This window comes from Halomonas sp. 3D7M (assembly GCF_014897885.1).
In the GTDB taxonomy this organism is placed as follows: Bacteria; Pseudomonadota; Gammaproteobacteria; order Pseudomonadales; family Halomonadaceae; genus Vreelandella.
Genome location: NZ_JABUZF010000121.1, coordinates 1 through 19,049, shown reverse-complemented (window position 1 = coordinate 19,049; position 19,049 = coordinate 1). Strand labels below are relative to the sequence as shown.

The 19,049-nt window shown below is 51.6% G+C and carries 18 protein-coding genes and 2 pseudogenes; 4 read left to right on the top strand and 16 right to left on the bottom strand.

Annotated elements, in window-relative coordinates; genetic code table 11:
- Positions 1–181, bottom strand: a pseudogene (locus INT22_RS20315) (c-type cytochrome); the annotation flags it as partial.
- Between the two features lie 223 nt (positions 182–404).
- Positions 405–1,319, bottom strand: a complete 915-nt coding sequence (locus INT22_RS05620) for a GNAT family N-acetyltransferase (RefSeq protein ID WP_193067841.1) — start codon at positions 1,317–1,319, stop codon at positions 405–407.
- 49 nt (positions 1,320–1,368) lie between these two features.
- On the opposite strand from INT22_RS05620, the gene INT22_RS05615 reads away from it, so the two are divergent.
- The 3 genes from INT22_RS05615 to INT22_RS05605 all read left to right on the top strand — a co-directional run bounded on the left by INT22_RS05615 (position 1,369) and on the right by INT22_RS05605 (position 4,186).
- The gene (locus tag INT22_RS05615; RefSeq protein ID WP_089040155.1) at positions 1,369–2,028 is read left to right on the top strand and encodes a response regulator transcription factor; all 660 of its coding nucleotides are present in this window, start codon (positions 1,369–1,371) and stop codon (positions 2,026–2,028) included.
- Between the two features lie 25 nt (positions 2,029–2,053).
- Positions 2,054–3,466, top strand: a complete 1,413-nt coding sequence (locus INT22_RS05610) for an ATP-binding protein (RefSeq protein WP_193067840.1) — start codon at positions 2,054–2,056, stop codon at positions 3,464–3,466.
- Positions 3,467–3,568: 102 nt separating this feature from the next.
- Positions 3,569–4,186, top strand: coding sequence for a CBS domain-containing protein (locus INT22_RS05605; protein ID WP_193067839.1), 618 nt, complete (start codon positions 3,569–3,571; stop codon positions 4,184–4,186).
- Positions 4,187–4,288: 102 nt separating this feature from the next.
- Here INT22_RS05605 and nhaD read toward each other — a convergent pair whose 3' ends face one another.
- From nhaD to INT22_RS05585, 4 genes are all read right to left on the bottom strand, one after another.
- Positions 4,289–5,755 (bottom strand): sodium:proton antiporter NhaD, encoded by a 1,467-nt coding sequence (gene nhaD / locus INT22_RS05600; protein WP_089040152.1) that lies wholly within the window; start codon positions 5,753–5,755, stop codon positions 4,289–4,291.
- A 155-nt stretch (positions 5,756–5,910) separates the two neighbouring features.
- Positions 5,911–7,275 carry a bifunctional UDP-N-acetylglucosamine diphosphorylase/glucosamine-1-phosphate N-acetyltransferase GlmU gene (gene glmU, locus INT22_RS05595; protein WP_193060551.1) on the bottom strand — a complete coding sequence of 455 codons (1,365 nt, stop codon included), beginning with the start codon at positions 7,273–7,275 and terminating at the stop codon, positions 5,911–5,913.
- Positions 7,276–7,294: 19 nt separating this feature from the next.
- The gene (locus INT22_RS05590; protein ID WP_193060552.1) at positions 7,295–8,395 is read right to left on the bottom strand and encodes an FAD:protein FMN transferase; all 1,101 of its coding nucleotides are present in this window, start codon (positions 8,393–8,395) and stop codon (positions 7,295–7,297) included.
- 62 nt (positions 8,396–8,457) lie between these two features.
- Positions 8,458–9,258 carry an undecaprenyl-diphosphate phosphatase gene (locus INT22_RS05585; protein WP_193060553.1) on the bottom strand — a complete coding sequence of 267 codons (801 nt, stop codon included), beginning with the start codon at positions 9,256–9,258 and terminating at the stop codon, positions 8,458–8,460.
- Positions 9,259–9,456: 198 nt separating this feature from the next.
- Here INT22_RS05585 and INT22_RS05580 point away from each other — a divergent pair, with 198 nt between their 5' ends.
- Positions 9,457–10,650, top strand: a complete 1,194-nt coding sequence (locus INT22_RS05580; protein WP_038479836.1) for a cation diffusion facilitator family transporter — start codon at positions 9,457–9,459, stop codon at positions 10,648–10,650.
- A gap of 32 nt (positions 10,651–10,682) precedes the next feature.
- On the opposite strand, the gene mgtE is transcribed toward INT22_RS05580, so the two are convergent.
- From mgtE to INT22_RS20310, 10 genes and pseudogenes are all read right to left on the bottom strand, one after another.
- On the bottom strand, positions 10,683–12,065 hold the full coding sequence (mgtE, locus tag INT22_RS05575; protein ID WP_193060554.1) for a magnesium transporter: 1,383 nt from the start codon (positions 12,063–12,065) through the stop codon (positions 10,683–10,685).
- Between the two features lie 155 nt (positions 12,066–12,220).
- Entirely contained in the window at positions 12,221–12,649 is a 429-nt protein-coding gene (locus tag INT22_RS05570; protein WP_089040146.1) for a F0F1 ATP synthase subunit epsilon, read from the bottom strand.
- A 24-nt stretch (positions 12,650–12,673) separates the two neighbouring features.
- Positions 12,674–14,053 carry a F0F1 ATP synthase subunit beta gene (atpD, locus tag INT22_RS05565; RefSeq protein WP_089040145.1) on the bottom strand — a complete coding sequence of 460 codons (1,380 nt, stop codon included), beginning with the start codon at positions 14,051–14,053 and terminating at the stop codon, positions 12,674–12,676.
- 76 nt (positions 14,054–14,129) lie between these two features.
- Entirely contained in the window at positions 14,130–15,017 is an 888-nt protein-coding gene (gene atpG / locus INT22_RS05560) for a F0F1 ATP synthase subunit gamma (protein ID WP_193060555.1), read from the bottom strand.
- Between the two features lie 65 nt (positions 15,018–15,082).
- Positions 15,083–16,627 (bottom strand): F0F1 ATP synthase subunit alpha, encoded by a 1,545-nt coding sequence (gene atpA, locus INT22_RS05555; RefSeq protein WP_038479851.1) that lies wholly within the window; start codon positions 16,625–16,627, stop codon positions 15,083–15,085.
- A 16-nt stretch (positions 16,628–16,643) separates the two neighbouring features.
- Positions 16,644–17,177: a F0F1 ATP synthase subunit delta gene (locus INT22_RS05550; protein WP_089040143.1), complete on the bottom strand. Its 534-nt coding sequence runs from the start codon at positions 17,175–17,177 to the stop codon at positions 16,644–16,646.
- Between the two features lie 11 nt (positions 17,178–17,188).
- The gene (locus INT22_RS05545; protein ID WP_038479857.1) at positions 17,189–17,659 is read right to left on the bottom strand and encodes a F0F1 ATP synthase subunit B; all 471 of its coding nucleotides are present in this window, start codon (positions 17,657–17,659) and stop codon (positions 17,189–17,191) included.
- A gap of 78 nt (positions 17,660–17,737) precedes the next feature.
- Positions 17,738–17,965: a F0F1 ATP synthase subunit C gene (gene atpE, locus INT22_RS05540; protein WP_038479860.1), complete on the bottom strand. Its 228-nt coding sequence runs from the start codon at positions 17,963–17,965 to the stop codon at positions 17,738–17,740.
- Positions 17,966–18,045: 80 nt separating this feature from the next.
- The gene (gene atpB, locus INT22_RS05535) at positions 18,046–18,873 is read right to left on the bottom strand and encodes a F0F1 ATP synthase subunit A (RefSeq protein WP_193060556.1); all 828 of its coding nucleotides are present in this window, start codon (positions 18,871–18,873) and stop codon (positions 18,046–18,048) included.
- Positions 18,874–18,885: 12 nt separating this feature from the next.
- Positions 18,886–19,049, bottom strand: a pseudogene (locus INT22_RS20310) (ATP synthase subunit I); the annotation flags it as partial.

The window sequence follows — 19,049 nt, the reverse complement described above, 5'->3', positions numbered from 1 at the left end:
CGCCACTAGCGGCGGCCGGTGCTGCTGCGGTACCACAGTCTTGGCCTTGCAAGCAAAGTTGACCTACCGGCGCTAGGCGCTCAGCGATTGCGTCACGTGCTGCGTCTTGGGCATAAGCACCGGATGTGCCTGCCATGACGCCTAGGGCCGCCAGCCCGCTCATGATCAGCTTAGATTTCACTCTCACCACCTCTTGAGTTTTGTCATAAAACGTTTTGTGCTTAACCCCTGCGCGCGGCAGCGACATCATCAACCTGCGGCAACCGAGACGCCAAGACGTGCATATCGCATTAGTATACCGAGAACGCTAAGCGTAAGAAAATGCTACTAAGCGCGGCAATTCAACCTATGCCGTACTCTGTGCTTTATTCAGCAGTTTAAAAAAGGTGCCAACGATCACCTAGTTAACACCAAGCCAGTAAACGCTGCTGAGCATAACGCGTAAACCCTGCCTGAGCATATACACGCTTTGCGGGGATATTCTGCGCATCAACAGTGAGCGTGATGTCACTGGCTCCCGCCTTGCTAGCCAACGCCTGCGCTTGTTGAATAATTGCCTTGCCCATTCCCCCGCCGCGCCACTCAGGCAACAGCCCCATCAACTGCAATGACCAGCGCTGGGTCGTATGGTTAGGCGCAAGTAATAGCACGCCGACGGTTTTCCCTTGATGCCGCACTTGATACCAGTGCTCTGGTGCCTGCGGCGCTTGGTCATAAAATCCAGCAAGCAAGGTGTCAATGGTGAGCGCTTCGCGAAGCCCTGGGCAGTCTAACGAGCCTTCACTAACGTTCGCTACCAGCGCCCGCTGTTGTGCGGGAGACAATTCAGCAAAGGGGCTTAGCGTTAGCAGGTTAGCGAGCGATTGAACGGTTTGGCACGGCCACATAAGGTGCTCCAGGGTGGCAAGTACCCGCATGTTGTGGGCGACTAGTGGCGTTTCCCAGTGGGTCACATCGTCAGATAACACCACATGACATAGCGCTATCGGCTGCTCGTTTACCCAGCCCTGCAAGGCTTTCAACAGCGCATCAGTTGCCGAATTAGGTTGCCTGGGCAGCCAAAGCTGAGCCGTTTGATTAGCCAATGGCTGTACCCAGGCGGCGGCTTCGATATGGCCCGCTTGGGTGGCTATCCAAAGGCCCTGCCAAACAGCGTCACAGCCAGCTTTTATCGTTGATAAGGCATGCTGTAATGCAGGCTGCTGCGTAGGATCATGCACCGCAGCTAAATGCAGTAATGCTTCACGCCGTTGTTCAGGTGGGCACTGCATTACTGCGCAGGCTAAGGAGCGGTGGCCGAAAGAAGAATGACGTGTCATGTTACGTTCCTGAGTAGCCCGCCGTGAATGAAAGGAGTCATCCATCGATATGCGCATTTTACTGGTTGAGGACGACCCTAGTTTGGCGTTGGGGATTCGTATGGCGCTGAAACCTGAGCACTATACGGTAGATCATTTAGCCGATGGCAATAACGCGCTTCATGCGCTTAAAAATGAACCCTTTGATGCGGTCATCCTAGACCTTGGTTTACCGACGATTGATGGAATGGAAGTGCTGCGCGCTATTCGGCAGCATGGCAGCCAACTGCCAATTTTGGTTCTGACCGCCCGCGATGCGATGGATAACCGTATTGAAGGATTGGATGCGGGTGCCGACGACTACCTCACTAAACCTTTCGAAGTAGCAGAATTAAAAGCGCGTCTGCGTGCTTTGTTGCGCCGTAGCCAAGGACAAGCCAGCGGCTTGCTCAGCTGTCGTGGGATTAGTTTGGATCCGCAGACCTTACAGGTGAGTTATCAACATCAAGTGATCACACTTTCGCGCCGTGAGCTAACGCTACTGCAGGAGTTTATGAGCCACCCAGGCCGTGTGTTCACCCGCGATACCTTAACGCGATTAGTCTACGGTTGGGAGGAGGATGTCGAAAGCAACGCTATCGAAGTGCATATCCACCATTTACGGCGAAAGCTGTTTCCTGAGGTCATCCGCACTGTGAGAGGGATCGGCTATGTCATGGATAAATCGTGATGATTAAATGGCACCAGGCAAGCCTATGAACTCTATTCGTCAGCGCACCTTGGGGCTTGCGCTGCTTGTGTTTGGCGCGAGCATGCTAGTGATTGGCTTTATTAGCTATCGCTATGCTGCCCATGAGATTGAAGAACTTCATGATGCCAGCCTGGCACAAAATGCCCGTTTGCTAGAAGGGCTTCTACAGGCACCACTGCCTGATAGCGACCGTACGCTTTTATTAAATAGCGTGGAAGGCGCGCTGCTACGTGCCGAGCAATCCGATAACCGTTTTGCAGGCCATCGCTATGAAACCAAGCTGGCGTTTCAGCTTTGGGAAGGCGACCGCCTTTTGCTGCGTTCCGCCAGCGCCCCCGACACGCCGCTTACCCAGCAACCACCGGGTTATTCAACGCTGTCGGTGAATCAGCATGACTGGCGCATTTACGTCCTGGAAATTACTGGCACAGACAAACGCGTGGTGGTGGGCGAGCGCGAGGACGCGCGTGGTGAACTGATCAGTGCAGTGGCACTACGCACCTTATTACCTGATCTTATTGGCCTACCGTTACTGACACTATTACTCTGGTGGTCGATCGGCTGGGGGCTCGCTCCTTTATCGCGAATGGCAGAGCAAATCCGCACCCGCGATCCCCACCACCTAAAACCGCTGACACTTCATCCTCTTCCCCTAGAGCTGGAGACCATTTCTGGCGCCATAAACCGGCTGTTGGAACGGCTACGCCAACTGCGTATTCGCGAAAAGCGCTTTATTGCCGATGCGGCCCACGAGCTACGCACCCCCTTGGCAGTACTTGATTTGCATGCGCAAAATGCGCTCACTGCTGATAACGCCGATGACCGAGAGGAAGCCCTGCACCACTTACGCAGCGGCGTAGCCCGTTCAACGCGGCTAGTCTCTCAGCTATTAACCCTGGCACGCCTAGACCCCGAAGAAGAACCGTTACCCGAGTATCGCTGTTCCGATGTCTTACATGAAACGCGCGAAACGTTGGCAAAGCTCTCTCCGCTAGCCGCAGAGCGACATCAACAGCTGTTACTGGATGCGGATGACTCAGCTAACTGGGCAATAGAAGAAGAACCCGGCGCTATCGAAACACTGGTACAAAATCTGGTGGGTAACGCCATTCAACACTCGCCTGTGCAAGGTGCTATCACGGTCACGCTTGAGGCATCGGCGGCAGACGTTATCGTCACTGTTGATGATCAAGGACCCGGTATCCCTACAGCGCAACGCAGCCGGGTGATGGAGCGCTTCCAACGTGCAGGGACTAGTGCTGGTGCGGGATTGGGGCTATCGATTGTCGAGCGCTTGGTCAAACGCCATCAAGGCGTCTTACAGCTCGATCATGCCCCTAGCGGCGGGCTTCGCGTGCGAGTAACCTTGGGCAGGCACGCCCTAACACAGCGTCAGCCAAAAAATAATCGGCCATAAGAGAGCTGTTAAGATTCCCATAAGAATTCCGTGCAAGTGTGAAAGTACAAGATAGGCAATGCCATTAACGACCTATCTATTCACATAACGGAGATTCCCTGAATGAATATGCTCGTCCACTCCCCCAAACCACTGATCCAGTTTGGTGAAACGCCACTGCTTATTACGCCAACAGCAAAACAGTTAACACCTGAAAGCCCTGCGTTATCAGTGCTAACAGATTTTACTCAAGTCACGCCTCAGTCAGTGTCCGCTGATACGCCCATCGACGATGCCCATTTAAAAATGCGCCATGGCGGTGTTCGCCTATTGTTTGTTCTCGACAAAGCAAACCACTGCATTGGCGTGCTCACCGCCAAAGAAGTCATTGGAACACGGCGCATTAACTTGGCGATGCAGCAGAGAAACCTTGATCGTACGGAAATTACAGCCGATATGATTATGACGCCCTGGCAAAAACTTAGTGCGATGCCCTTTGAGCAACTTAACTCATTAACGATTGAAGACCTTGTGCTTTCCATGGAGCGTTTTACAGAACAGCACTTGTTGATTACTGAGCATAAACAAAATCAACCATTAAGCGTACGCGGTATTATCTCTGCCACCGATATACAACACGCCATGGGCAATAAAACCGCGATGCAGGTCACCTCTTCAGCAGTGCCAACGGCCAGTAGCTTTGCCGATATTTGCAAAGTCATTACCGGGCACGATTTATAGTCTCGAAGACAAACTGGCCAAGTCTACCGCTAGCCTTTACCAAAACGCCCCTTATCAACTGATAAGGGGCGTTTGTTTTACCTATCTGAATTAGCCGCTAATTTAAAACAGCGCTGCATTAACCCATAGATGAACCATAATACTGGCGGCATAGCCCAGCAAAATAGCGGGTGCCCAGCGTATGTGCCCCATAAAGGTATAAATACCCCGTGCTTGGCCCATTAACGCCACACCCGCAGCCGACCCCATCGAAAGCAGACTGCCGCCCACACCGGCGGTTAAGGTAATCAGCAGCCAATTACCTTCCGACATATCCGGTGCCATGGAAAGTACCGCAAACATCACTGGGATGTTATCAACGACCGCTGAAATCATCCCCAACACCACGTTGGCCCACACCGGGTTCCAGCTACCGTAAAGGGTTTCTGACAATAGACTTAAATAGCCCATGAAACCCAGGCCGCCAACACACATTACGACCCCATAGAAGAATAACAACGTGTCCCACTCTGAGCGGGCAATACGGCTGAAGATATCAAAAGGAACGACACTTCCCAGTTGCTCCAGCTTCTTCCAGTCGCCGCGACGTGAGTAACGCTCACGCTTGCGCTCCAGGGAGCGTGGCAGGCTGCGGCGTAAGTAGTAACCAAAGAATTGCAGTAGGCCAAGGCCAAACATCATGCCCATCGCCGGGGGCAAATAAAGCACCGAGTGACACAGCACTGAGATCGCCACAGTAATCAAAAACAGTACGATAATTCGCCGCGCACCACGTTTGAGCCAGACATTCTCTTTGAGCGATGCAGGCTGGCGATTAACGATGAAGAAATTCATGATCACCGCAGGCACCATAAAGTTGACGATGGCAGGCATCAATAGTGCAAAGAAACCACCAAACGGTACCTGACCCGCCTGCCACACCATCAACGTGGTGATATCACCAAACGGGCTGAACGCGCCGCCTGCGTTTGATGCTACCACTACGTTGACACAGCACAGACTAATAAACTTTTTATCGCCTTCGGCCACCTTCAACACAACCGCGCACATCAACATCGCCGTGGTCATGTTGTTGGCAATGGCAGAAATACCAAAGGCAAGACAGCCCGTAATCCAAAACAGGCTACGGTAACTAAAGCCTTTGCGAACAAGCCATGCCCGCAGGGCATCAAAGATACGGCGCTCTTCCATGGCGTTGATATAGGTCATCGCTACCAGTAAGAACAGCAAGAGTTCGGTATATTCAAGCAGCGTTTCTTTAAAAGCAGCTTCCGCTTCATGAGGCATGCCCGCTTGTACATAGACCCACGCCACCAGGGCCCAAATAAGCCCAGCGGCCACCAGGACTGGTTTAGATTTGCGCATATGAATCAATTCTTCGCTCATTACCAAGGCATAGGCAAGAACGAAGATGACAACAGAGGCAATACCTGCAAACGAAGCGGTAAGATCTAAAGAACCAGAAGAGGCATAGGAGAGGGTGGGAAAAGCAAACAAACATAGCGCGATCAACAACCAAGCAAACCGGCAAGTAGACTGCCGCATTGCAAGGACGTTAGGTGGTTTCATAGTAAAGTGATCCTGGCAGGGTTAAGAAAGACCGCCACGATGATAAGCACACTAATTACGTGCTGCAACGCAGCGATCAAAGTAAAGATGCGGCAAATAGCCGCATCTTGTAAAGCACTGTTAGAAGCTCACAATTCAGTTAGAAAATAACCTAGTTAGCTTTTTTTAACGGGGCGCGGCCACCCTGCTTTTTCTAGTTGCTTGCTGCGAGTAACCGCCAATGCATGCTCCGCTACATCTTTGCAAATGGTTGAGCCCGCACCAATAGTCGCTCCTTTACCCACCGTGACGGGGGCCACTAAGGCGGTGTTGGAACCAATAAAGGCGTTATCACCAATCTCGGTGCGGTGTTTATTTACACCGTCATAATTACACGTAATGGTGCCTGCACCAACATTCACATCACGACCTAAATGGGCATCACCAACATAGCTTAAGTGATTGATTTTACTCCCTTCACCAACATCAGCATTCTTGGTTTCAACAAAGTTTCCTACCTTGGCTTTGACTGCTAGGCGTGTGCCAGGGCGTAGCCGTGCAAAGGGGCCAACTTGGTTCAAACCAGCAGCGACGGTTGTGTCGATCACACTATGGCTGTCGATAACGCTTTCAGCGCCAATCGTACTGTTTTTAATCACGCAGTAAGGCCCAACCCGCACCCCTTCACCCAGCTCTACGTCACCTTCAAACACGCAGCCCACGTCGATAAACACATCATGACCACAGGTGAGCTTACCGCGTATATCAATTCTTTCCGGGTCGGCCAATGCAACGCCTTGGGCCATTAACGTCTCAGCTTGCTGCAGTTGATAAGCGCGCTCTAAACGAGCCATTTGTGAACGGTTATTCACGCCTTCAACTTCTACTGCACTGGCTGGCTGGGCAGTACACACTTTGATGCCTTCATTTGCCGCCATCGCAATCACATCAGTCAAGTAGTACTCGCCCTGAGCATTTTCGGCAGACAGCTGTGGTAGCCACCGTTTAAGCTGAGCACTGGTCATCGCCATGATGCCGGTATTGCATTCGGTAATGGCAAGCTGGTCGGCACTGGCATCTTTTTGCTCAATAATAGCCACTGCCTCACCGTCATCATTGCGAACAATGCGTCCGTAACCAGACGGATCTTCCAACGTAACGGTTAGCAGCCCCATATGCTGCTCATCAACGTGGCTGAGAAGTGCCATCAGTGATTCACGGCGGATCATAGGAACATCACCATACAGAACCAACACGTTCCCATTACCTAATTGAGATTGCGCTTGAGCAACCGCATGGCCAGTACCTTTTTGCTCTTCCTGAACCGCAAACGTTACATTGCTCTCTGCTAACGCTTCGCGTAGCTGGTCAGCACCATGGCCAATCACGACATGCGTGCGAGTCGGCGTAAGGCCATTGGCAGTATCTAACACATGTTGCACCATCGATTTGCCTGCCAGCGTATGCAGCACTTTTGGTGTTTGTGAGCGCATACGTGTGCCTTTTCCAGCGGCGAGGATAACGACATCAAGGTCTTGCATTTTAGTCACCTGTAACGGTTTAGCGGTTGGCGGCGGGAGCTTCCCAGGCTTCAATACCCAGTTCATCTATAAGCGCTTCATCGAAGTATTCCACGAAGGCGGGACTGGCCACGCTTCGCCAATGATCGTTCTCTTTCACTAACATCAATACATTGAGGTTATTCTCAATTGCCATCTGCATCCCTTCTTCGCTACCTGCGACTGAGATAGCCGTGGACCACGCATCGGCCCATGCATTAGAGGGATGAAAAACAGACACGGACGCTAACTGATGCTTAACCGGCCGACCGGTGCGAGGATCAATAGTGTGGGAGAAACGTTCACCATCAACTTCAAAATAGTTGCGGTAATCCCCCGATGTTGCAACCGACATATTTTCAAGAGGAATAACATGCTGTGCTTCTGGTACGCCGTTATGTGGTACCTCGATGCCAACACGCCAAGGGCTTTGCTCTTCTAAGTCACGGTATCCACGGGCAATTAATTCGCCACCAATATTGACGAGGTAGTTTTCAATCCCCTGTTGATCCAGATATGCCCCAACGCGGTCGGTGCCATGCCCCTTAGCCACACCCGACAAATCAGCAAATACATCGCGCGAGCGCCGCGCCTGCATAAGCTGAGTATCGATTTCAACCGCATCATAGCCAATCGTGGCCATGCGTTCGCTAAGCTCCACGTCTGAAGGCACCTCTTCAGGGCGTGCCTCAGGACCAAAACTCCATAAATTGACCACATCACCAACGGTGATATCAAACGCGCCGTTGCTTGCTTCTGATACCGAGTGGCTAATCGCAAGCACTTCAATTAACTCGTTAGACAGCGGTTGCCATTCATTAAGGGGAGCCTCATTAAAGACCACAAGCTCGGCGTCATCGCGGTAAGTCGACATCGCTTGATCAACGTCGTTGAGCTCCGCTAGGAAACCTTCTTCCAGTGCATTCGCCTCGCCTTGGGTTAGCGGGTCCGCAATGGTGACTTGGTAAAACGTCCCAAAAATACCGCCTTCAAAGCGAACAGGGGTATCTAAAGGCCGATCATTCTCTGAACACCCCATTAATGCCCCAGCAGCAATGAGCAATAATCCCGAACATTTTAACCACCGAGAATTAATCTTCATTTTATTTTTCCTTGAATAAAACGCACTGGGTTAACAATGAAAAACCTCTATCGCGGAAAGAACTAGAAGTGGAAAAACCATAGCAACCAAGCCCCAAACAGCACCCGATATACCACAAATGGCTGCATGCCCAGCTTTTTAATCACAACCAGGAAGTAGTGGATACACACATAGGCGCTTATGCCCGAGAGTAAAGTACCTACTAACATGGCCGGTATATCGATAAGCTGAGGGTCTTTCAGTAAGTTGATTGCCTCAAGGCCACCCGCCAGCACAATGACAGGAATTGACAGTAGAAATGAAAACCGTGCTGCGCCCTCTCGGCTCATCCCCACCATTAATGCCGCTGTAATAGTGATGCCTGAGCGCGAGGTGCCTGGAATGAGTGCCAATACTTGAGCGCCGCCGATGATGAGTACATCTTTTAACGTCAACTGGTATTCGCTACGCGTGCCGCGTTTTTTCCAGTCTGCGTAACCAAGTAGCAGGCCAAAAACAATCAAACTGGCACCAATGATCAGCGTAGAGCGCATGTAACCTGAGATCACATCGTGAAGCAAAAACCCGACGATACACACTGGCAAGGTGGCAATAACGACCCAAAACGCCAACATGGCATCATCATTAACCGCTTGGCCGCGAAGTGCGGCCAAGCTGCTAGCGATCATTCTGCCAATTTCATGCCGAAAATAGATCACAACGGCGCTTAAACTGCCAAGATGCAGCGCCACATCAAAAGCAAGGCCCTGATCTTCCCAGGCAGTCAAAACAGGTACCAATATAAGGTGAGCCGAACTCGATATAGGTAAAAATTCTGTGAGCCCCTGAACTACCGCTAACACAACTACCTGTAACCAATCCATGGGTTATCCCGTGCTTAACTATTAATGATATTTATGTGCTTTGTGACATTCATGCGCTCGCAATGGCGCTAAGGATACACATCCCTTAATTCATTGTCCGCATCCAGCATACGAGCAAATTCACAAGAAGGTATAGCGCTAAGGCACTGTGCGCTACAATAGACATCTATTGGAAGTATGTGCCCAGCAAGGTCCCTCATGACTCAGACCGTAGAATCGCCAGTGGTTCCCAAGCATGAGCTAGATAGCCGAGAAGCCAAGCGTGTTACCTATATTGGCGCTTGGCTGGATGGCTTGTTGAGCATTGTTAAAGTCGTGGTCGGCTTTTGGGTGGGCTCGGCGGCGCTGATTGCCGATGGTATCCATTCACTTTCAGATCTTGTGACCGACGGTTTTGTGCTAGCCGCTATCCACTACGGCCGCCAGGAACCCGACGATGATCACCATTATGGTCATGGCCGTATCGAAACCCTAACGACGCTACTGCTGGGTAGCGTACTGATCTTTGTGGCGGGTGGTATCGCCTGGTCTAGCCTTGATCGTTTGTTTAGTGGTACTGAGGTCAGTGCCCCTGGCATGGTGGCTATTGTCATTACAATCATCGCCTTATTCAGTAAAGAGTGGATTTTTCGCTATACCATGCGCGTTGCTAAACGCGTTAAATCTAAGCTATTGGAAGCAAACGCTTGGCATTCCCGCAGCGATGCACTCTCCACCGCAGTGGTCTTGGTTGCATTAATTGGCGCGCAGTTTGGTTTGGGCTGGCTAGACGCTGTTGCCGCTATCATTGTTGGCTTATTAGTTGGCAAAGTAGGTTGGGATTTACTCTGGGAGTCAGCTAGAGAATTAGTCGATACCGCGCTACCTGAAAGCGTTCAACGGCAAATGCATAACGTTGCTCAAAGCGTCCCAGGAGTAGATAGTGTTCATGACTTACGTACCCGCCAGTCTGCAGGCTGGGTCATGGTCGACTTACATGTGGTGGTCGGGCCAAAAATCACCGTGTCTGAAGCCCATGAAATCGGCAACGAAGTAAGTCGACGTTTACGGCATGAGTTTCCGTTGCTCACCGATGTTATTTTTCACGTTGACCCCGAAGATGATGCCGGAGAAGGCGATCCCAGCCGTCTCCCCGGCCTTCCGCTGCGGCCCGAAGTGGAAGCCGCACTGAACGAGCGCTGGTATATGCACCCTGTCTGGCGCACATTAACCGAGCTGCAGCTCCACTATTTAGACGATAAAGTATCGGTATCGCTGATTATTGGCGATTCCGTACACCAGCCCCCCCAGTGCTTAGCCAGCCAACTAAAGGCACTTGCCAGTGACATAGAGTGGCTGGGCCACGTAGAAGTTATGTTTATTACCCGTGCGGCCAGCAGTGCCATGCGTTAAAGCTGTCTTAAAACTGATTGGGTTAAAACAAGCTATACGTTTGTTAATATGGCGGTGGCAATGGTGAAGTAAATCAGTACCCCAGAGGCATCAATTAACGTTGTCACCAACGGGGCTGAAGCAGTGGCAGGGTCGACCTTAAAGCGCTCTAGTACAAACGGTAGGCACATACCGATCATGCTACCAAACAGAACAATGGTCACCATGCTTAACGCCACGATGATGGCAACTGCTTCACCGCCACGAAAAATCCCGATAGGTGCTACTGCAATTGCCATGGTGATGCCCAGTGAGCCAGCTACCAGCAGTTCACGGCCTAGCATCTTACTCCAGTCTTTCACACCAATATCGCCAGTCGCCATACCGCGTACCATCAACGTAGCTGCCTGAGCCCCCGCGTTACCTCCACTACCAATCAGTAACGGCAGGAAAAAAACAAGCGCAACTTGGGCTGCGATCGTGTCCTCAAAGTAGGCAATACCTGCGCCAGAAAAAAGATTGGCAAATACCAGCAGTACCAGCCAGGTAACACGCTTGCGGTAAAGACTCCACAGTGGAACTCGGCTAACACCATCCTCTAACTGGCCAATAGACATCCCCTTGTGGATATCTTCTGTGGCTTCAGATTCAGCAACGTCCATGGCGTCATCGTGGGTGACGATGCCAACCATGCGTCCCTCGGCGTCTAACACCGGCAGTGCCAATAAATCGTAGCGGGCAACAATACGAGCGACTTCTTCCTGCTCTTCATCCACAGGCGTACTAATCACATCTTTAATCATAATGTCGTCAACTAACGCCCCGGGACGAGCGATCATCAGTTGGCGCAGTGACATGGTGCCAATCAACTGCCCATCGCTGTCGAGCACATAAAGCTGGTAGACCGTTTCCGCATCTGGGGCCGTTTGGCGAACCCGCATCATAGCTTGTGACACCGTCATGCCACTGGCTATGGCGACATAGTCAGAGGTCATGATGGCGCCAGCCGTACCTTCTTCGTAGCTTGCTAGGCGTTTAAGATCTTCCCGCTCTTGGTGAGCCATACGGCGTAACAACGCTTCTCGGCGGTCCTCATCTAAGAGATTAAATAAATCCGCCCGTTCATCGGAGCCCATCTCTTCAAGAAGCTTAAGCACCTGGGTATCCGACAGCTTACCAACTACCTCAAGCTGGCTTTCTCCTGGTAAATAACCCAGGACATTAGCAGCGCGCTCGGCAGACAGAATATCCAACAGGCAGAGTGCCGCAGGCAACTCCTCATCGTCTTCAATCATCTCTTCAAGCACTTCACCGATATCCGCCGAGCGGGTTTCGGCCAAACGCAAAGATAGTACTGATTTACTAGGCGCTTCCTTGGCCAGCTCGTCGAGCAGTTCGGTTTTTAATTCCTGCAAGGTTTCATCGTTCAATGACATCGCTATCTCCCTTTGTGCAGACGCATATTGTGCAGGTGAAGTGTTACAGACGAGCATCCCTACGCTGAATGCGTTTTCTCATAGTACCAGACAAAAAAAACGCTCCTTAAACCCTTTCGGGTTCAAGGAGCGCTTTATGCACGCTAGCGCGTGTCTTAGCCTTTACCCGCCTTTTTGCGCAGCTGCTGAATCGTTCGCAGCTGTGCAACGGCTTCGGCAAGTTCAGCGGCAGCACGGGTATAATCCAGCTCCGATGACTTTTCATTAAAGGCTTTCAACGCCTGCTGACGCGCTTCTTCAGCAGCGGCCTCGTCGAGGTCACTAGCACGCGTCGCTGCATCTGCCAGGATCGTAACAGTGGTGGGCTGTACTTCCATAAAGCCACCCGTGACAAAGAAGTGCTCTTCCTTGCCACCATCGTGGATCACGCGAACCGGGCCCGGTTGAAGCTCGGTCAGCAGCGGGGTGTGCCCCGGCAAAATGCCGAGGTCACCCATAATCCCTGCAGCTACCACCATCTCGACAGTACCTGAGAAGATGGAATCTTCAGCGCTGACGATATTGCAAGTGAAGCTATTCGCCATAGCGAATCCCCCTAATGGACGGGATTACTTCTTCATCTGGTTGGCTTTTTCGACAGCTTCGTCGATGGAGCCTACCATGTAGAAGGCCTGTTCCGGCAGGTTGTCGTACTCGCCCGCGAGGATGCCCTGGAAGCCACGAATCGTATCTTTCAAAGAAACATACTTACCGGGCGAACCAGTGAATACCTCAGCGACGAAGAACGGCTGCGACAGGAAGCGCTGGATTTTACGCGCACGAGATACAGCCAACTTATCTTCATCAGATAATTCGTCCATACCCAAAATCGCGATGATATCCTTCAGCTCTTTGTAACGCTGCAGAACGTTCTGTACACCACGTGCTACATTGTAGTGCTCTTCACCAACGACCAGCGGATCTAGCTGACGCGACGTAGAGTCCAGCGGATCAATCGCAGGATAAATACCAAGCTCTGCAATTGAACGTGCCAATACAACGGTGGCGTCCAAGTGCGAGAAGGTCGTCGCCGGCGATGGGTCAGTCAAGTCATCCGCAGGTACGTAAACGGCCTGTACAGACGTGATAGAGCCCGTTTTAGTAGAGGTGATACGCTCTTGCAGAACGCCCATCTCTTCAGCCAGCGTCGGCTGGTAACCTACCGCAGATGGCATACGACCCAACAGAGCAGATACTTCAGTACCCGCCAGGGTGTAACGATAGATGTTATCGACGAACAGCAGAACGTCGCGGCCTTCATCACGGAATTTCTCAGCGATGGTTAGGCCGGTCAGCGCAACACGCAGACGGTTGCCGGGCGGCTCATTCATCTGACCGTAAACCAGCGATACCTTGTCGATAACGTTGGACTCAGTCATTTCGTGATAGAAGTCGTTACCCTCACGCGTACGCTCACCTACACCGGCGAATACAGAGTAGCCGCTGTGTTCGGTGGCGATGTTGCGGATAAGCTCCATCATGTTAACGGTTTTACCAACACCGGCACCGCCGAATAGACCAACTTTACCGCCCTTAGCGAACGGGCAAACGAGGTCGATAACCTTGATCCCGGTTTCCAACAGCTCATTGGAAGCTGCTTGGTCAGCGTAGCTTGGTGCTTTACGGTGGATTGGCATGCGTTCTTGCTCGCCAATCGGGCCAGCTTCATCAATCGGCTCACCGAGCACGTTCATGATGCGACCTAGCGTTTCCTTACCAACGGGTACGGAAATCGCGGTACCTGTGTCGGTCACGTCCAAGCCACGTTTCAAGCCCTCAGTAGAGCCCATGGCAATGGTGCGCACCACGCCGTCGCCCAGCTGTTGCTGGACTTCGAGGATGGTCTCAGCATTAGAGACCTTCAGCGCGTCGTAGACCTTGGGCACAGAGTCCCGCGGAAACTCTACGTCAATCACCGCGCCGATGATTTGTACGATACGTCCGCTCATCTTGGTTCCTCTCAAAAACCTGCAAATGAAACCTGTCTGCCGGGAGCTACCTTTGCGATAGCTAGCTCCCTAGGCGTTATACGGCAGAAGCGCCGCCGACGATCTCGGAAATTTCCTGGGTGATGGCGGCCTGACGGGCCTTGTTGTATACCATCTCCAGATCGTCGATCAGGTTGCCCGCGTTATCAGTGGCACTCTTCATAGCGATCATTCGGGCGGCCTGTTCGCACGCACCGTTTTCGACTACCGCCTGATACACCTGTGATTCGATGAATCGAACCAACAGGCTGTCTAGCAACGCCTTGGCATCCGGTTCATACAGGTAGTCCCAGCTTCCGGGACGGGCGTTTTCTTCGTCATGCTTCACGTCTTCGCCCATATCGGACGACAACGGAAGAAGCTGACGTACGACGGGCCGCTGCGTCATGGTGTTAACAAATTCGTTATACACCACAAACAAGCGGTCAAGACGTCCTGCGTCGTACGCTTCTAACATGACCTTTATACTACCGATCAGTCCTTCGACAGTCGGCGACTCTCCTAATCCGCTCTTGGCAGCAACCAGGTTGCCTCCATAGTTGCGGAAAAAGGCGCCGGCTTTAGAGCCGAGGGCGCAGAAGTCTAGCTCAGCGTCTTGCTGTTTCCAGACAACGGCATCTTTCACCACTGCCTTAAACAGGTTGACGTTTAAGCCACCACACAGACCGCGGTCAGTAGATACCACAATATAACCAACGCGCTTCACCTCACTCCGCTCGACCATGTAGTCGTGCTTGTATTCGGGGTTTGCGTCAGCAATGTGGCCTACCACATTACGAATCTGCTTGGCATACGGCTGGCCAGCCTTCATCAGATCTTGTGCTTTACGCATTTTAGATGCAGCTACCATTTCCATGGCGCTGGTAATCTTCTGCGTATTTTTAATGCTCCCGATCTGGGTGCGTATCTCTTTTGCAGCTGCCATAGCGATCTACCCTTCGTTCGTGGCTCTCAGAAAGCATGCAAGCCCGCCCGCAGGCGGGCCGGACATTACCAGCTCTGAGTCGCCTTGAACTTCTCGAGACCTGACTTCAAGCCGTCCTGAATCTCGCCGTTGTAGTCGCCGGTCTGGTTGATCTTATCGAGCAGATCGTTGTGCTCAGACTTCATGTAATCGTGCAGAGCACGTTCGAAGTCCAGCACTTTATCGACGCTCACATCATCCAGGTGACCTTCGTTAGCGGCGTACAGAGACAGCGCCATTTCCGCCACTGACATCGGCGAGTACTGCTTTTGCTTCATCAGTTCGGTAACGCGTTGACCATGCTCAAGCTGCTTACGGGTCGCTTCATCAAGATCAGAAGCAAACTGCGAGAACGCCGCTAGCTCACGGTACTGAGCCAAGGCTAGACGAACACCGCCACCCAGCTTCTTGATAATTTTGGTCTGCGCAGCACCACCAACACGAGAAACCGATAGACCTGCGTTAATCGCCGGACGAATACCGGAGTTAAACAGGTTGGTTTCCAGGAAGATCTGACCATCGGTGATCGAGATAACGTTGGTCGGAACGAACGCAGAAACGTCTCCACCTTGGGTTTCGATAATCGGCAGTGCGGTCAAAGAACCGGTTTTGCCTTTTACTTCACCGTTAGTAAACTTCTCAACGTAATCAGCATTAACGCGCGCAGCGCGCTCTAGCAGACGTGAGTGGAGATAGAAAACGTCACCAGGATAGGCCTCACGACCAGGCGGACGACGCAGCAGTAGTGATACCTGACGGTAAGCCACAGCCTGCTTGGAAAGATCATCATAAACGATCAGTGCGTCTTCACCACGGTCACGGAAGTACTCACCCATGGTACAACCAGAATAAGCGGCCAAGAACTGCATCGGTGCCGGATCAGCAGCGCCAGCAGCCACAACGATGGTGTGTTCCAGAGCGCCGTGTTCTTCTAACTTGCGTACCACGTTAGCAATGGTCGACTGCTTCTGACCAATCGCCACGTAAACACAAGTAACGCCTTTGCCTTTCTGGTTGATGATCGCATCGATAGCAATGGCAGACTTACCAATCTGACGGTCACCGATGATCAGCTCACGCTGACCACGACCGATTGGCACCATGGCGTCGATGGACTTCAAACCTGTTTGGATCGGCTCGTCAACGGACTGACGGGTAATAACGCCAGGCGCTACTTTTTCTACCGCATCAGTCATTTTGGCGTTGATATCGCCTTTGCCGTCGATGGCATTACCCAACGCATCGACCACACGACCTACCAGCTCAGGGCCTACCGGCACTTCTAGGATACGACCCGTACACTGAGCGGTCATGCCTTCTTGAAGTTGCAGGTAGTCACCCAAGACAACGGCACCAACGGAGTCACGCTCCAGGTTCAGTACCATGCCAAAAATGCTGTTAGGGAATTCAATCATTTCACCAAACATCGCGTCTTCGAGGCCGTGAATTTTCACGATACCGTCGGAAACGCTGACGATGGTGCCCTGATTACGGGCTTCGGATGCGACGTCAAGCTTCTCAATTCGCTGCTTGATGATGTCGCTGATCTCGGAAGGATTCAGTTGCTGCATGCCATGTCCCTCAGACTCAAGCGGTCAGCGCTTCGGAAAGGCGGTTCAATCGACCACGTACCGAACCGTCAATAACGGTATCGCCAGCACGTAGGATGACACCACCAATAAGCGTCTTGTCCACTTGAGTAGTAATGGAGATTTCGCGATTCAGACGTTTCTTAAGCGCGTTCGCTAGCTTGGTCTGCTGTGCGGCAGTCAGCTTATAAGCTGACGTAACCGTCACATCAACACGCTGTTCATGTTCGGCACGTAAGTACTCGAATTGTTCAGCAATGAAGGGCAGTGCTAACAAACGACCTTGGTCAGCCAGGGTATCCAAAAACCGCGACAGGTCTTCCTGCTTTTCGGGCAACATATCCGAAAGCAGCGCTACCTTTTTGTCGTTTTCAAGTTTTGGACTACCCAACAGACGACGTAGATCGCTGTCAGCTACCGCAGCGCTTAAAAAACCAAGCGCTTGGGTCCAGCTATCAAGCGCCTTATGATCACGCGCGTATTCAAACGCCGCCTTAGCGTAAGGACGAGCGACGGTAAGTAATTCCGCCATGGGTCACCTCCTTACAGTTCAGCAGCAAGCTCATCAAGTAACTTGCGATGTGCTTTCTCGTCGACCGAAGCTTCTAGCACACGCTCGGCACCAATAATGGCAAGATGAGAAACTTGGGCACGAAGCTCGTCTTTTGCACGATTAACTTCTTGCTCAATTTCAGAACGTGCACTAACCATGAGGCGTTCGCCTTCGGCGCGGGCCTGTTCGCGTGCTTCTTCAACCATTTGAGCAGAGCGCTTATTGGCTTGCTCGAGGATTTGAGAAGCCTGCTCCTTGCTTTCACGCAGCGTTTGCTCTGCACGTTCTTGAGCAAGCTCAAGATCGCGAGTAGCACGGCTGGCTGCGTCTAAGCCATCAGCAATTTTCTTTTGACGCTCGTGAAGCGCGTTGCTGATCGGAGGCCACACATACTTTATGCAAAACCAGACAAAGATCGCGAAGGCGATCGTCTGCCCGATAAGCGTCATGTTGATATTCACAGGGATGTACCTCTGACAAGTTCGTGGCGACCGGAGTGAAACAAAACCGAGCGGGACTGCCGCCCGGCTAAGCTGTCATTAACCGGCAACAACGAAGATCAGGTACATCGCGATACCAACACCGATCATCGGTACAGCATCCAGCAGACCAGCCATTAGGAAGGTTTTGGTTTGAAGTTGGTCACCAAGCTCCGGCTGACGAGCCGTAGATTCGATCAATTTGCCACCGAGGATAGCGAAACCGATACCGGTGCCCAGAGCGCCTAAGCCGATCATGATGGAGGCAGCAATGTAGATTAGTTCCATGGTAATGCTCCTAGTTTTTCAAGTTAAAGGTCAAGGTTGAGGGTTGATGTTAAGGGTTAATCTCTAACAAGCAGCACGTCTTAGTGATGCTCGTGCGCAGCGCTTAAATACACCACTGACAATACGGTAAAAATGAATGCCTGAAGAACGACAATCAAGATGTGGAAAATCGCCCACGGCACGTCGAGTACCCAGATTGCCCAGAACGGCAGCATAGCAATCAAGATAAAAATAACTTCACCGGCAAACATGTTGCCGAAAAGACGCATCGCCAAACTGAACGGTTTAACAAGTAGGGCAACGATTTCAAGCAGCAAATTGAAAGGAATCAAGGCCCAATGGTTGAAAGGTGTCAATGAAAGCTCTTTGGCAAAGCCGCCAATGCCTTTCACCTTGAAGCTGTAGTAAAGAATCAGACCGAAAACACCCAGTGCTAGCCCCAATGTGGCATTAACATCAGTAGTCGGCACAATCTTCATGTAATCGACGCCCAGTTTACTGAACAACATTGGGAAATAGTCGACCGGGATAATTTTCAGCGTGTTCATGAACAGAATCCACACGAACAACGTTAATGCAAGCGGCGCAATAATCGGGTTATGCCCTTTAAAAGCCCCTTTGATCATATCTTCAACAAATTCAAACACCATCTCTACGGCATTTTGCAGTCCGCCTGGCACGCCAGTGGTTGCCATTTTACCCGCTTTACGGAAAAGCCAGATAAACAACAAACCCATCGCAATGGACCAGCCCATGGTATCCAGATGGATAGCCCAAAAGCCCATCTCACTCGCTTCTTCTGCCGAATGTGCCAGCGACCAACCATTTTCTGGATGCTTGCCAAAGGTTAGGTTCTGCAAGTGGTGCTGGATATAGTAAGTCGTTGAGACTTCGTTTCCTGCGGCCATAGACATGTCACCTCAATTAGTTGTGCGATTCCCAAGCATTAGCCATGGTGCTAACCAATGCGTCAGAACAATCGCAACATAAGCGCAAAAAAAGAAAGCGGGGTTTGAGGGGGGCACTACAACGAACACCAATGAAAAAAGTGCCACCGTCAAACCAAACTTGCCTGCTTCGGCGC

Excerpts from the sequence above, each read along its gene's own strand:
- INT22_RS05620 (WP_193067841.1), bottom strand. The coding sequence starts at position 1,319 with ATGACACGTCATTCTTCTTTCGGCCACCGCTCCTTAGCCTGCGCAGTA.
- INT22_RS05585 (WP_193060553.1), bottom strand. The coding sequence starts at position 9,258 with ATGGATTGGTTACAGGTAGTTGTGTTAGCGGTAGTTCAGGGGCTCACA.
- atpE (WP_038479860.1), bottom strand. The coding sequence starts at position 17,965 with ATGGAACTAATCTACATTGCTGCCTCCATCATGATCGGCTTAGGCGCT.
- INT22_RS05605 (WP_193067839.1), top strand. The coding sequence starts at position 3,569 with ATGAATATGCTCGTCCACTCCCCCAAACCACTGATCCAGTTTGGTGAA.
- INT22_RS05590 (WP_193060552.1), bottom strand. The coding sequence starts at position 8,395 with ATGAAGATTAATTCTCGGTGGTTAAAATGTTCGGGATTATTGCTCATT.
- INT22_RS05610 (WP_193067840.1), top strand. The coding sequence starts at position 2,054 with ATGAACTCTATTCGTCAGCGCACCTTGGGGCTTGCGCTGCTTGTGTTT.
- nhaD (WP_089040152.1), bottom strand. The coding sequence starts at position 5,755 with ATGAAACCACCTAACGTCCTTGCAATGCGGCAGTCTACTTGCCGGTTT.
- INT22_RS05550 (WP_089040143.1), bottom strand. The coding sequence starts at position 17,177 with ATGGCGGAATTACTTACCGTCGCTCGTCCTTACGCTAAGGCGGCGTTT.
- INT22_RS05615 (WP_089040155.1), top strand. The coding sequence starts at position 1,369 with ATGCGCATTTTACTGGTTGAGGACGACCCTAGTTTGGCGTTGGGGATT.
- INT22_RS05580 (WP_038479836.1), top strand. The coding sequence starts at position 9,457 with ATGACTCAGACCGTAGAATCGCCAGTGGTTCCCAAGCATGAGCTAGAT.
- atpB (WP_193060556.1), bottom strand. The coding sequence starts at position 18,873 with ATGGCCGCAGGAAACGAAGTCTCAACGACTTACTATATCCAGCACCAC.
- atpA (WP_038479851.1), bottom strand. The coding sequence starts at position 16,627 with ATGCAGCAACTGAATCCTTCCGAGATCAGCGACATCATCAAGCAGCGA.
- atpG (WP_193060555.1), bottom strand. The coding sequence starts at position 15,017 with ATGGCAGCTGCAAAAGAGATACGCACCCAGATCGGGAGCATTAAAAAT.
- INT22_RS05570 (WP_089040146.1), bottom strand. The coding sequence starts at position 12,649 with ATGGCGAATAGCTTCACTTGCAATATCGTCAGCGCTGAAGATTCCATC.
- atpD (WP_089040145.1), bottom strand. The coding sequence starts at position 14,053 with ATGAGCGGACGTATCGTACAAATCATCGGCGCGGTGATTGACGTAGAG.
- glmU (WP_193060551.1), bottom strand. The coding sequence starts at position 7,275 with ATGCAAGACCTTGATGTCGTTATCCTCGCCGCTGGAAAAGGCACACGT.
- mgtE (WP_193060554.1), bottom strand. The coding sequence starts at position 12,065 with ATGTCATTGAACGATGAAACCTTGCAGGAATTAAAAACCGAACTGCTC.